Below are 12,642 nucleotides of genomic sequence, written 5' to 3' on the forward strand. Positions count from 1 at the left end.
AGGGCGATGATGGCAAACGATCGGGAAGTGAAGTATCTGGTGCCGGGGCTGGAGCGCGGTTTACAGCTGCTGTTGGCCTTTGGCGAGCAGCATCGCGAACTGACCTTTGCCGAGCTGCACCGGCTGGTGGATATGCCGAAGGCCACCGCCTACCGCGTGGTACAGACGCTGGAGTTCATGGGCTTTCTGGAGCGCAACGCGCGCACCAATACCTTCTCGCTGGGCATGAACGTGCTGCGCCTGGGCTTTGAGTACATCGCCTCGCTTGACGTGGCCCAGGTTGGCCAGCCGGTCATCGAGCAGCTGCGCGACGTGAGCCAGTGCAGCAGCCACCTGGCGATCCGCGACGGGCGCGACATTATCTACATCGCCCGCGTCAGCGCCGCCGGGTCGCGCATCAACCAGGTCAGCATTGGTACCCGCCTGCCGGTGCACTGCACCTCGCTGGGCCGCATGCTGTTGACCGATATTTCCCGCGCTGATTTCGAACAGCTGTTCCCGCATGAGCGTCTGCCGGGCAACACGCCGGGGCAGCTTCACGACCGCGAAGCCCTGTGGCAGATGGTGCAGCAGGACAAAGCCCGCGGGTATGTCATCGGCGAATCCTTCTTCCGCCACGGCATCTCCTCCATCGTCTACCCGGTGTATGACCGAAGCGGCCGCGTGGCGGCGGTGGTCAGCATTCTGGTGCCGTCGGAGGAGATCCCGCAGAGCGACCGCGAGCGCCTGCAAAACGAGGTTCGCCTCGCGGCGGATAAAATTTCTGGCTTCTTAGGGTATTTGTCACAGGCCAGTTAAATCAGTGAGTTAACGTCAGGCGCTTGACTGCGTCGGGCATGTTTTACGCCCAATCTGGGCCAGATGAGGCAACGAACGATGAGTGTAACCGGAATTGAAAAGCTGGAATTTGGTGTGGAAGACCTGACGCACTGCGCCAAATTTATGCGTGATTTTGGCCTGACGGGCGATGCCAGCGGCCAGCGTTTCACCACCCTGAGCGGCGCGCGCGTGGAGCTTAACCCGATCGACAGCCCCGACCTGCCGCCCGCGTTTGAAGCGGGCAACACCCTGCGCCGCATGACCTGGGCGGTTGCCAGCCAGTCTGATCTGGACGCGCTGCGCCCGAAGCTGGCGCAACAGCCAGGTTTTCGTGAAGTGGGCGACGCGCTGGAGTGCCTGGACCCGAACGGCATGACGCTGCGCGTGCAGGTGACCCAGCAAACTGACGTGGAGCTGAACGTCGAGCCGATTAACCAGTGGGGCGATGCCCGCCGTATCGACACCCCCAGCCCGGTTTACGATCGCGCCCAGCCGATCAACGTGGGGCATGTGGTGTTCTTCGTGGAAGAGCTGGCGGCAGTGGAGAAATTCTACCGCGAGGTGCTCGGCTTCCAGGTCTCGGACCGCTATATCAACCGCGCCGTATTCCTGCGCTGCGGCGTGCGCGGCGGCCATCACAACCTGTTCCTGCTGCAACTGCCGAACCGCAAGCGCGGCCTCAACCACGTGGCCTTCACCGTGCGCGACATCCACGAGGTGATCGGCGGCGGTATCGCGATGAATAAACATGACTGGAGCACCTTTATCGGGCCGGGCCGTCATCCGGTGTCGTCGGCGTACTTCTGGTACGTCAACAGCCCGACCGGCGGGGCGTTTGAGTATTACACCAACGATGATTATCTGACGGAAAACTGGCAGCCGCGTGAGCTGGAGCATTCGCTGGTCTCCTTTACCGAGTGGGCGGTGGAAGGCGGGATTGACCACGACACGCGCCGTCAGCAGAAAAAGCCGGAGGCGGTATGACGTCGCGCATTGTCATTATCGGCGGCGGCCAGGCGGGCGGCTGGGCGGCGAAAACCCTGCGCGATGAGGGTTTCGACGGCGAGATTTGCGTGGTAGCGGAAGAAGAGTGGGATTTCTACGAGCGCCCGCCGCTGTCGAAAGCGTCTTTGCTGGAGCCGGACGCGGCGCTCCCAAGGCTGTTTAGCGACGAGGTGCAGCAGGCGCTGAACCTGGCCTGGTACCGGCCACTGCGCGCTGAATCTGTCGATCGCGATGAGAAAAAAGTCGTTCTTAGCAACGGCGAGCGGCTTAGTTACAACATCCTTTTAATCGCTACCGGCGGTCGGGCGCGCCTGCCTTCGCAGGCGTGGGCCAGCCATCCGCAGGTCTATACCCTGCGCCACTGGCAGGACGCGCAGCGCCTGAAAAGTCGTCTGGCGGAAAGTAAAAAACTGGCGATCGTCGGCGGCGGCTGGATCGGACTGGAGATTGCTGCCTCGGCGCGGAAAAGCGGCGTGGCGGTCACCCTGTTCGAGCAGCAGCCCGCGCTCTGCATGCGCTCGGTGAGCGGCGAGGTGTCGCAGCGCCTGGAGGCCATCCACCGCGAGCAGGGGGTGGAGATCCGTACCGGCTGCGGCGCGCTGGAGCTGGAGGACGACGGCGGCCTGCCGGTCATCCACTGCGACGGCCAGCGTGAAACCTTTGATGCGGTGGTGGTCGGGATCGGCGTCGATCTCAATCTGGAGCTGGCGCGCGATGCGGGGCTGAAAACCGGGCGCGGGATCGTGGTGGATGCCCAGGGACGCACGTCGGATCCGTTCATCTTTGCCGCAGGAGATGTCGCCCAGCACCATCACTACGGGCTGTGCATCCAGTCCTGGGCCTTCGCCCAGAATCAGGCTGCGGCGACGGCGAAAGCGATGCTCAACCCCGATGCGCCAGGCTACGACGACGCGCCGTGGCTGTGGTCGGATCAATACCAGCACAATATTCAGATCCTCGGTATTCCGCAGCCAGGCAGCAGAACGGTCGTGCGTGAAGAGGCGCTGTACTTCTCGCTGGACGACAACGGGCGGCTGACGCAGCTGGTGGCGTTCGACGATGCGCGTACCGTCAAGCTGGCGAAGCGCTGGATGGCGGCGGGGCGGGATCTGTCCGACGTCCCGCTCGCCGACCCGACCTTTTCACTGATGTCACTGCGATAGCTAAACCGCACCCGTAGGGGGAGAGATGACCACATTAGAGACCAACACCGCGCCCGTTGAGGCAAGCGGTGAGGGAACCCGCACGCCTGAAAAAGCGGTGCGCTGGGCCATCCCGCTGTCGCTGCTGGCCTGCGTGCTGCTGGCGTTTTTCGACAAAATCAGCATCGCGGCGCTCTTTTCTGATACCCATTTCCAGCAGGCGATGGGCATTGATTTCGACACCACGCGCCTCGGCATTTTGATGAGCGCCTTCCTGCTGAGCTACGGCTTCTCATCGGTGTTTTTGAGCGGTTTAGGCGACAAAATCGCGCCGCTGCGACTGCTCACCGGGATGATGGCGGTGTGGTGCGTGCTGATGGTGGCGATGGGCTTTACCCATAACTACACGCTGATGATCGTCCTGCGTATTCTGCTGGGCGTGGCGGAAGGACCGCTGTTCCCGCTGGCCTTTGCCATCGTACGTCACAACTTCCCACAGCATTTACAGGCGCGAGCCACCATGCTGTGGCTGCTGGGTACCCCGGTTGGCGCGGCGATTGGTTTCCCGCTCTCCCTCTGGCTGCTGAACACCTTTGGCTGGCAGAGCACTTTCTTTGTGATGGCCATGCTTACCGTGCCGGTGCTTATCTTTGTGCGCATTGGTCTGCGCGGGATCCGCCTGGAGGCAAAACCCGGCACCTCGCAGGCGTCCCGGGACGAGCGGCGCGCGGCGCGGCGTGAGCTGTTCGTCAGCCCGCACTTCTGGATCATCTGCATCTTTAATATCGCTTTCCTGACCTACCTGTGGGGCATCAACGGCTGGCTGCCGGGCTACCTGATCAAAGGCAAAGGCATTCATCTGGAGCATGCAGGCTGGCTGTCGTCGATGCCGTTCATCGCCATGCTGGCGGGCGAGGTCATTGGCGCGTGGCTCTCGGACAGGGTCGATAAGCGCGCGGCGGCCTGCTTTATCTCCATGGCGGGGGCGGCCGTTGGGCTGACGGCGGTGATGCATCTCGACACCCCGCTGACCATCATCGCGGCGATGAGCTTTAGCACCTTTATGTGGGGCACCGGCGCACCCAACATTTTCGCCCTGCTGGCGAAGGCCACCCATCCCCGGGTGAGCGCCACGGCGGGCGGTATCTTCAACGGGCTTGGAAACTTTGCGGGCGCGCTGTCGCCGGCGGTGATGGGCGCGCTTATCGCCTTCACCCACAGCATGGATTCCGGGCTGATTTTTCTGGCGGTGATGGCGGCGGTGGGCTGCGTCCTGTTACTGCCGCTGCTGAGACGTTACTGAGGAGAGTGTCATGACTGATTCAACCGTAACCAACAAAACGGGCATCAAACCTGACCATCTGACGATGGAAGAGTGGGTCGAGTCGCGCATCGCGCGCTTCGAAGGGCGTAAATACGACTGGAACGCGCTGAAGTTCCAGGCCGATTTTGACCCGAAATACCGCCGGGCGCAGATGCGCTACATCGGCACCGGCGCAACGGGCGTCGCGAACGACACCAACACCGTGCAGGCGGACCATTTTACCTTCTCCACCATGGTGCTGCCGTCGAAGTGCGAAGGACCGCTGCACCTGCACGACGACGTGGAAGAGGTGTTCTTCATGCTCAAGGGGCAGATCACGCTGATGATCCAGGACGGCGACAACTACACCGAAACTGTGCTGCGTGAGCGTGACCTGATCTCCGTTCCGCCGGGCATCTATCGCGGGCTGTTTAACCACGGCGAAGAAGAAGCGCTGATGTGCGTCATGCTGGGGACCAACAAGCCGGAAATCCCGACCTATCCGTCCGACCATCCGCTTTCGAAAGTGAAGCGGAGCTAAGGGGGCATGATGACGGGTTTTCGTGAACAGGGAAGCGGCATTCCGCTGATGCTGCTGCACGGGATCAGCTCCGGCGCCGCCTCCTGGCACAAGCAGATGGCGCTGAACGATTTTCGCGTGCTGGCGTGGGACATGCCCGGTTACGGCGAAAGCCCTATGCTGGCCGTAGCGCGGGCAAACGCGGGGGATTACGCCGACGCGCTGGCGGCCATGCTGGATCGCGCCGGTGTCTGGCAGGCAGTGCTGGTCGGCCATTCCCTGGGGGCGCTGGTGGCCAGCGCCTTTGCGGCAAAGTTCCCGGATCGCGTCATTCATCTGGTGCTGGCCGACGCCGCGCAGGGGTACGGCAATGCCGCGCCGGAGCAGCGGGAGCAGGTCTGGCGCAACCGCGAGCAGCAGATGGCGCTGGGGGGCGACATCCTCGCCCAGACCCGCGCCGCGAAGCTGCTGCGCCCCGGCGCGCGCGCGGAAGATATCGCCACCGTCGCGTCGGGCATGCGGGCGCTGCGCCCGGAAGGCTATCTCGCTGCCGCGTGGATGCTGGCACATGACGACATTCACGGCTGGCTTAAACGCTACTCCGGCACGTTTGAAGTCTGGTGCGGCGAGCAGGATGCCATCACCCAGCCGGAACTGGTTCAGGGTCTGGCGCTGCGCTACGGCATGCCGTTTATCGCCATTCCGCAGGCCGGGCACGCCAGCTATCTCGATAACGACGCGTTTTTCAACCAACAGCTTTTACGCATTAACGAAGAGGTGCGCGATGAATGCACAAATTGACGGGCGCGTAGCGGTAGTCACCGGCGGTTCTTCCGGCATTGGCTTTGAAACGCTGCGCCTGCTGCTGGGTGAAGGGGCGAAAGTCGCCTTCTGCGGCCGTGACCCGGATCGGCTCGCCAGCGCCCATGCGACGCTGCAAAACGAATTTCCTCACGGGGAGATTTTTGCTTACCGCTGCGACGTGCTGAACGCCGACGAAGTTCAGGCCTTCGCGGATGCGGTGCAGGCGCGTTTTGGCGCGGCGGATATGCTGATCAACAACGCCGGGCAGGGCTACGTGGCGCACTTCCATGACACCCCGCGCGAGGCGTGGCTGCACGAAGCCGAACTCAAACTGTTCGGGGTGATTAACCCGGTGCAGGCGTTTCAGCCTCTGCTGGAGCAGTCCGACATTGCCTCTGTTACCTGCGTGAACTCCCTGCTGGCGCTACAGCCGGAGGAGCACATGATCGCCACCTCTGCCGCTCGTGCCGCGCTGCTGAACATGACGCTGACGCTGTCGAAAGAGCTGGTGGGCAAAGGTATTCGCGTCAATTCCATTCTGCTCGGCATGGTGGAATCCGGCCAGTGGCAGCGCCGCTTTGAAAACCGGGCGGACAAAAGCCAGAGCTGGCCGGAGTGGACGGCGGATATCGCGCGCAAGCGCGGCATTCCGATGGCGCGCCTCGGCAAGCCGCAGGAGCCCGCGCAGGCGCTGCTGTTCCTCGCTTCGCCGCTGGCCTCGTTTACCACCGGCGCGGCGCTGGACGTTTCCGGCGGCTTCTGCCGCCATCTGTAAGGACACATCATGAAAAAGGTAATGTTGATTGGTTTTGGCGCCATGGCGCAGGCGGTGATTGAGCGCCTGCCCGCCGGCGTGGCTATCGGCTGGATCGTGGCGCGCGCGTCTCACCATGCCGCCATTCACGACCAGTTTGGCGATGCGGTTGAGGCGCTGACGTCGCCGATGGCGTGCGCACAAACGCCGGATCTGGTGCTGGAATGCGCCAGCCAGCAGGCGGTGGCCCAGTACGGGGAAGAGATCCTGCGTCGCGGCTGGCATCTGGCCGTCATTTCCACCGGCGCGCTGGCGGACAGCGCGCTGGAGCAGCGTCTGCTCGCTGCGGGCGGAAAACTGACCCTGCTTTCCGGTGCGGTGGCCGGTATCGACGGGCTGGCGGCGGCGAAAGAGGGCGGCCTTGAGCGCGTTACCTATCAGTCGCGTAAAAGCCCGGCCAGCTGGCGCGGCAGCTATGCCGAGCAGCTTATCGATCTGAATGCGGTGTCAGAGGCAAAGGTCTTTTTTGAAGGCAGCGCCCGCGAGGCGGCGCGCCTGTTCCCGGCGAACGCCAACGTGGCGGCGACCGTGGCGCTCGGCGGCGTCGGGATGGACGACACCCGCGTGCAGCTGATGGTTGACCCGGCAACGAAACGCAATACCCACACGCTCCACGTGGAAGGATTGTTCGGCGAGTTTCATCTGGAGCTGAGCGGACTGCCGCTGGCTTCTAATCCAAAAACCTCCACCCTGGCGGCACTGAGCGCGGTGCGCGCCTGCCGCGAGCTGGCCCTGAGCTGAGGAGAGACGATGGACGATCTGAAGATTTTTATCGGCGGCCAGTGGCGACACGGCGGCGGCAACCCGATGCAGAGCCACTTCCCGGCAGACGGGTCGATCAACGCGACGCTGAACGCCGCCAGTCTGGATGACCTGGAGGAGGCGGTAGCCGCCGGAGAGCGCGCCTGGCGCGATCCCGCATGGCGTAACAGCCTGCCGCATATGCGCGCGAAGATCCTGCATAAGGTTGCCGATCTCATTGAATCCCGCGTCGACGCGCTGGCGCAGATGCAGAGCCGTGATAACGGCAAGCCGCTGGCGGAAGCGCGCGGGCTGGTGATGAGCGCGGCGGGAACGGCGCGCTACTTTGCCGCCGCCTGCGAGCTGCTGGAAGGGGAACTGCCCACGCCGCGCCAGCCGGATCTGCTGACGCTGAGCCGCTATGAGCCGCTCGGCGTGGTAGCGGCCATCACGCCGTGGAACTCGCCAATTGCCAGCGAAATGCAGAAGGTCGCGCCGGCCATTGCTGCCGGTAACGCGGTGATCCTCAAGCCCGCCGAAGCCACGCCGCTGATGGCGCTGGAGCTGGCGCGGATTTTTGAACAGGCCGGGCTGCCCGCCGGGCTGCTGAGCGTGTTGCCGGGCAAAGGGTCGGTGATTGGCGATGCGCTGGCGCGCCATCCTCGCGTGCGCAAAATTTCCTTTACCGGCGGTACCTCCACGGGCCGTCATCTGGCGCACGTGGCGGCGGAAAAACTGATCCCGGCCTCGCTGGAGCTGGGCGGCAAATCGCCGACCATTGTGCTGGAGGATGCTGATATCGAACAGGCCGCGCGCGGGATCTGCTATGGCATTTTCAGCTCGGCGGGGCAGGCGTGTATCGCCGGGTCGCGGCTGTTTATCCACGAGAGCATTTACGCCCCGCTGATGGCGGGGCTGCTGGAATTAACTCGCGGGCTGCGCGTCGGACACCCGTTTACCGACGGCGTGCATGTCGGACCGCTGATCGGCGAAAAACATCGCCAGAGCGTGATCGAGTACGTCGAACTGGCGAAGCGTGAAGGGGGCCGCGTGCTGTGCGGCGGTGAGATACCCGCCGATCCCGCTCTGGCAAACGGCAGCTTTTTCCTGCCCACGATTATCGAAGGGCTGAGCAACAGCGCCCGCGCCTGTCAGGAAGAGATCTTCGGCCCGGTGCTGGTGGCGATGCCGTTTGGCGATGAAGCCACGCTTATCCGCGAGGCGAACGACTCGGTTTACGGCCTGGCGGCGGGGATCTGGACGCGCGATACCGGGCGCGCCCTGCGTCTCAGCGAGCAGCTGGAGGCAGGCACGGTGTGGATCAACACCTACAAAGTCTTTGCGATTTCGACCCCGTTCGGGGGCTTTAAAGAGAGCGGTCTGGGCCGCGAGAAGGGTATCCAGGGGCTGAAAGCCTGGATGCAACAAAAGAGCATTTATCTGGCGACGGGTAACAGCGTCAACCACTGGTGCGACTGAGAAAGGGTGAGCAATGAGCGAAATGATAACCGTCGGCGACGCCATCGCCAGAACGCTGGAGCAGTATCAGGTTGAGGCCATCTACGGCGTCATCTCTATTCACAACCTGCCGATCGCGGATGCGGTTGGGCAGCGGGGCAATATCCGCTTTGTGCCTGCGCGCGGTGAAGCCGGTTCCGTCACCATGGCCGATGCCCACGGGCGCTTTTCCGGCCTCGGCGTGGCGCTGACCAGCACCGGCGCGGGGGCGGGTAATGCGGTAGGCGCGCTGGTGGAATCCATGAATGCCTGCACGCCGCTGCTGCATTTAACCGGGCAGGTTGAGAAAGCCTGGCTGGACGCCGACACCGGGTTTATCCATGAAACCCGTGACCAGCTGACCTTCCTGAAGGCCAGCTCAAAACGGGCGTACCGCATCAGCAATGCGAATCAGGCGATAGCGATTCTGCATAAAGCTATCCAGGACGCGCAGACCCCGCCGTGCGGACCGGTCTCGGTGGAAATCCCGATTGATATTCAGGGGGCGAAAATTCCGCTGTCGCTGGTGACCGCCCCGGTGAAACCGGTGTCGGGTGTGAGCGTTGATGCGAGCGTTGTCGACGCGCTGTGGGCGCAGCTGAAGCAGGCAAAACAGCCGCTGCTGTGGCTGGGGGGCGGGGCGCTGGGCAGCGTTGACGCGGTGAAAAAGCTGGCGGATGCGGGCATCACCGTGATTTCCAGCACCCATGCGCGCGGCGTGCTGCCTGACAGCCACCGCGCCAGCCTGCGGGCGTTCCACAACTCGCCGTCGGTGGAGGCGCTCATTGCGCAGTGTGATTTTATGCTGGTCGCCGGTTCACGTCTGCGCAGCAACGAAACCCGCTCCTGGACGCTTGAGCTCCCTTCCCCGCGGGTGCAGATCGATATCGACCCGGCGGCAGCAAGCCGTAACTACCTGATGGATAGCACGTTGATAGCCGATTGTTCAGCGGTGCTTGGCGCGCTTGCAGACAAAATTCAGGGCCGCGAGTGGGGCAACGCACAGTGGGATACGCAGGTGCAGCAGGCGGTTGAGCAAGCCGAACAGGGGCTGCGCGAGCAGTGCGGCGCCTACGCGAAGCTCAACGATGCCATCGAGAAAGCGCTGCCGAAAGATGGCCTGCTGGTGCGCGATATCACCGTGTCCGGCAGCCTGTGGGGTAGCCGCCTGTTCAGGGCTAACGGTCCGCTGATGAACATTCACTCCCTCGCCGGGGCGATTGGTATGGGGCTGCCGATGGCGATCGGCACCGCGATTGCCAACCCGCAGCGCAAGGTGGTGGGGCTGGTGGGCGACGGCGGCCTTAGCCTCAATTTAGGCGAGCTGGCGACGCTGGCGCAGGAGAAAGCCAACGTGACGCTGCTGGTCATGAACGACGGCGGCTACGGGGTGATGCGCGGTATTCAGGATAAGTATTTCGGCGGGCGTCAGTATTATAACGAGCTGCATACGCCGGACTTTACCCTGCTGGCGCAGGCGATTGGCCTTCAGGCGTGGAGCGTTGAGCGGGCAGAGGATTTTGATGCGGTGATGACGGAGGCGCTGGCGATGCCGGGGCCGTCGGTAGTGGAAGTGCGGATGGGGCAGATTGGCGCCCTTAAGTTTGCGGGGCCGCCGCAGAAGACGCTTTACTAGCTGTTTCCCCTTATCCTAACCCTCTTCCACAGGGAGAAAACGGTAGGCCGGGTAAGGCGAAGCCGCCACCCGGCTTTTTTCATCAGAACACGTTAAACGGGTATTCCACGTAAGCGCGGATCTCGTCCCCGCCCACGTTGTACTCGCTGGCGTTGCTGGAGACGCGCAGTACGGAGTAGCGCAGCTTCAGCTTCAGATCTTTCGCCGGGCCATCCTGCACCTGGTACTGGATCTGGTTAAACCACTCGTGCTCTTTGCCATTGCTGGTTTCAGAGGTTTTGATGTTATCGCCGCGCACGTAGGCGGTGGTCCAGCTCAGGCCCGGTAAACCAAGGCCGCCAAAGTCCAGACCGTAGGATGCCTGCCAGGAACGTTCATCTTCGCCGTTGAAATCAGACCAGTAGGAGTTCGCCAGCCAGATGGTGTTACCGCCGTCACCCACGCCGCCTTTGTCGCGATAGCCGCCGTAGTTGTAGCCGGTACTGCCGCTGCTCTGCTGGTACGCCACTTTGAACGTGTGAATGTCCCAGATATAGCTCGCTGCCAGGCTCCAGATGGTGTTGCTGCGGCCCGTGTTGAGGCTGTCCGCGTAATGCTGGTCGAGACGGGAGTTATAGCCGTTGAAGTCGAGCACCAGCTGCTGCCCGGTACTGAACGGCTGTTTGAAGTTCATGCCCAGGTACTGCTTGTTCATCACCTCTTCGTTATGAGAGGCGTACAGCGCGCCGCTGAAATGGTCGTTAAACTGATAGCTCGCACCGCCGAAGGAGAGGCTCTTCAGTCCGCTGTCGTGGCGGTCATCGCTTTTACGCTGCTCGTCGGTGAAGTAACCGGCGTTGACTTCCAGACCGTCGATCTCTTTCGAGGTCAGCATGGTGCCGGTGTAGCTTTCAAACAGCAGGCGGGAGCTGTCGGCATTCACGATGGGCAGCTCAGGGCGCTGATTCCCGTAGCTCAGTACGGTATTGGAGATGCGCATTTTGGCGGTTGCGCCAAACTTTGCCAGATCGGATTTTGCCCGGCCGTCGTCTTCCTGCTTAAAGAAGTCGATGCCGCCCGCGCCGCTCTTGCCGCGGCCACCGTCCAGACGCACGCCATACTGCGCGATACCGTCCACGCCGAAGCCCACCAGCCCTTCGGTATAGCCGGATGCAAACGTGGCGATGATCCCCTGACCCCATTCGGCTTTGTCCTGCTGGCCCTGATGGTAGTCGCGGCTGATATACGCATTGCGTAAAAACAGATCCAGATGGCTGTCGTCAATAAAACCCTTGCTGTCGGATTGCTGGCTTGCGGCGGCAGGTAATGCGGCAAATAAACTTAAAGCAATTAATGATAATTCTTTTTTCACGGAGGGAACGTCTCTGTCTGGATATATTAATTTGAATAACTGCGGAAGAGATAATTACCGGAAAAAGTTACCTTTGCAATAATTATGTGACCAGACATTTCAGAGTGGCAGGGTAGATTTGGCGGGGCTTTCAGGGGTGTTATCGATACGTGCTTTTAAGTTAACAATTCATGCGAAATAAAAAGGAGGCAAAACTGCCTCCTTCTGAAATTATTTAATTCCGTCTGCCGCCATACGGTCGCGAATATGCTGCGCACGCTCAACCGAGGCCGGGTGATCGTCAAACATGGAGCTTTGACGGCCCTCCTCCAGTTTCGCCAGTTTTTCGAAGCTGGTGGCTAAACCTGATGGATTGATGCCGCGTTTGCGCAACAGATCGTAGGAGTAGTCGTCCGCCTCGGACTCCTGGCGCTGGGAGAACTGCGAGTTGACCAGCTTCTCGCCCATGTCGCCAATCTGAGACTGAGACAGGCTGCCGACGATGCCGCCCGCGGAGGCCGCCGCCGCACGAACGGCGTTAGTACCCAGCGCAACCTGCATCCCTTTCTTCACGTGACCCAGTGCAACGTGGCCCATTTCGTGGCCGATCACCGCTTCGACTTCGTTGTCGGTCATCATGTCCATCAGCCCGCTGTATACGCGGATACAGCCGTTTGCCATCGCGAAGGCGTTCACGTCTTTCGCCACGTAGACTTTGTAGTTCACCGGCTGGCCGTTGATGTTGTCGCCCAGGGCGGAAGCAATCTTATTCAGACGCTGCGTATAGGTACTGTTAGCCGGGGCGAGGGTGGCTTTTGCATCCATATCTTTACAGGCCTGGTCGCTCAGCGTTTTAACCTGCTCATCGCTCAGGGAATACGCCTGGAAGGCCTCGGCCCCTGACGACATCAGACCGTTAGAATCCATATTTTGGCAGCCGCTCAGCAGGAGCGTTGTACCCAGGGCCAGCACTATTGCACGCATTTTCATTATGTTGCTTCCGTACTCGTTAATCTGAATAAAATCCGAAA

Annotated in this window: 12 protein-coding genes; 10 read left to right on the plus strand and 2 right to left on the minus strand. The window is 61.9% G+C overall.

What is annotated here, in order from left to right:
* Positions 1 to 9: 9 nt before the first annotated feature.
* The 10 genes from IM290_RS04135 (at position 10) to IM290_RS04180 (ending at position 10,281) form a co-directional block, all read left to right on the plus strand.
* The gene (locus IM290_RS04135; protein WP_045910781.1) at positions 10 to 798 is read left to right on the plus strand and encodes an IclR family transcriptional regulator; all 789 of its coding nucleotides are present in this window, start codon (positions 10 to 12) and stop codon (positions 796 to 798) included.
* Positions 799 to 876: 78 nt separating this feature from the next.
* Complete coding sequence (locus IM290_RS04140; protein ID WP_015571827.1) at positions 877 to 1,803, plus strand: VOC family protein; 927 nt, start codon at positions 877 to 879, stop codon at positions 1,801 to 1,803.
* A complete protein-coding gene (locus IM290_RS04145; RefSeq protein WP_111962325.1) occupies positions 1,800 to 2,987 on the plus strand; it encodes an NAD(P)/FAD-dependent oxidoreductase in 1,188 nt (395 codons plus the stop codon). The genes IM290_RS04140 and IM290_RS04145 overlap by 4 nt, the downstream gene beginning before the upstream one ends.
* A 25-nt stretch (positions 2,988 to 3,012) precedes the next feature.
* On the plus strand, positions 3,013 to 4,269 hold the full coding sequence (locus tag IM290_RS04150) for an MFS transporter (RefSeq protein ID WP_102990567.1): 1,257 nt from the start codon (positions 3,013 to 3,015) through the stop codon (positions 4,267 to 4,269).
* Between the two features lie 10 nt (positions 4,270 to 4,279).
* Positions 4,280 to 4,810: a cupin domain-containing protein gene (locus IM290_RS04155; protein WP_193042161.1), complete on the plus strand. Its 531-nt coding sequence runs from the start codon at positions 4,280 to 4,282 to the stop codon at positions 4,808 to 4,810.
* 9 nt (positions 4,811 to 4,819) lie between these two features.
* Positions 4,820 to 5,590 carry an alpha/beta fold hydrolase gene (locus IM290_RS04160; protein WP_045347324.1) on the plus strand — a complete coding sequence of 257 codons (771 nt, stop codon included), beginning with the start codon at positions 4,820 to 4,822 and terminating at the stop codon, positions 5,588 to 5,590.
* Positions 5,574 to 6,368: an SDR family oxidoreductase gene (locus IM290_RS04165; protein WP_015571822.1), complete on the plus strand. Its 795-nt coding sequence runs from the start codon at positions 5,574 to 5,576 to the stop codon at positions 6,366 to 6,368. The genes IM290_RS04160 and IM290_RS04165 overlap by 17 nt, the downstream gene beginning before the upstream one ends.
* 9 nt (positions 6,369 to 6,377) lie before the next feature.
* Positions 6,378 to 7,148, plus strand: a complete 771-nt coding sequence (locus IM290_RS04170) for an aspartate dehydrogenase (RefSeq protein WP_023295404.1) — start codon at positions 6,378 to 6,380, stop codon at positions 7,146 to 7,148.
* A 9-nt stretch (positions 7,149 to 7,157) separates the two neighbouring features.
* Entirely contained in the window at positions 7,158 to 8,627 is a 1,470-nt protein-coding gene (locus IM290_RS04175; protein WP_193042162.1) for an aldehyde dehydrogenase, read from the plus strand.
* A 13-nt stretch (positions 8,628 to 8,640) separates the two neighbouring features.
* Positions 8,641 to 10,281, plus strand: coding sequence for a thiamine pyrophosphate-binding protein (locus IM290_RS04180; protein WP_193042163.1), 1,641 nt, complete (start codon positions 8,641 to 8,643; stop codon positions 10,279 to 10,281).
* Positions 10,282 to 10,363: 82 nt separating this feature from the next.
* Here IM290_RS04180 and IM290_RS04185 read toward each other — a convergent pair whose 3' ends face one another.
* Entirely contained in the window at positions 10,364 to 11,632 is a 1,269-nt protein-coding gene (locus IM290_RS04185) for an OprD family outer membrane porin (RefSeq protein WP_032669259.1), read from the minus strand.
* Positions 11,633 to 11,842: 210 nt separating this feature from the next.
* Positions 11,843 to 12,601 (minus strand): M48 family metallopeptidase, encoded by a 759-nt coding sequence (locus IM290_RS04190; protein ID WP_119936175.1) that lies wholly within the window; start codon positions 12,599 to 12,601, stop codon positions 11,843 to 11,845.
* Positions 12,602 to 12,642: the final 41 nt, after the last annotated feature.

The sequence above is a fragment of the Enterobacter cloacae complex sp. S1 genome (assembly GCF_014930525.1).
Lineage (GTDB): Bacteria > Pseudomonadota > Gammaproteobacteria > Enterobacterales > Enterobacteriaceae > Enterobacter > Enterobacter hormaechei_C.

Coding starts and splice junctions, on each gene's coding strand:
- IM290_RS04150 (WP_102990567.1), top strand. CDS start 3,013: ATGACCACATTAGAGACCAACACCGCGCCCGTTGAGGCAAGCGGTGAG.
- IM290_RS04160 (WP_045347324.1), top strand. CDS start 4,820: ATGACGGGTTTTCGTGAACAGGGAAGCGGCATTCCGCTGATGCTGCTG.
- IM290_RS04145 (WP_111962325.1), top strand. CDS start 1,800: ATGACGTCGCGCATTGTCATTATCGGCGGCGGCCAGGCGGGCGGCTGG.
- IM290_RS04190 (WP_119936175.1), bottom strand. CDS start 12,601: ATGAAAATGCGTGCAATAGTGCTGGCCCTGGGTACAACGCTCCTGCTG.
- IM290_RS04135 (WP_045910781.1), top strand. CDS start 10: ATGGCAAACGATCGGGAAGTGAAGTATCTGGTGCCGGGGCTGGAGCGC.
- IM290_RS04180 (WP_193042163.1), top strand. CDS start 8,641: ATGAGCGAAATGATAACCGTCGGCGACGCCATCGCCAGAACGCTGGAG.
- IM290_RS04165 (WP_015571822.1), top strand. CDS start 5,574: ATGAATGCACAAATTGACGGGCGCGTAGCGGTAGTCACCGGCGGTTCT.
- IM290_RS04175 (WP_193042162.1), top strand. CDS start 7,158: ATGGACGATCTGAAGATTTTTATCGGCGGCCAGTGGCGACACGGCGGC.
- IM290_RS04170 (WP_023295404.1), top strand. CDS start 6,378: ATGAAAAAGGTAATGTTGATTGGTTTTGGCGCCATGGCGCAGGCGGTG.
- IM290_RS04155 (WP_193042161.1), top strand. CDS start 4,280: ATGACTGATTCAACCGTAACCAACAAAACGGGCATCAAACCTGACCAT.
- IM290_RS04140 (WP_015571827.1), top strand. CDS start 877: ATGAGTGTAACCGGAATTGAAAAGCTGGAATTTGGTGTGGAAGACCTG.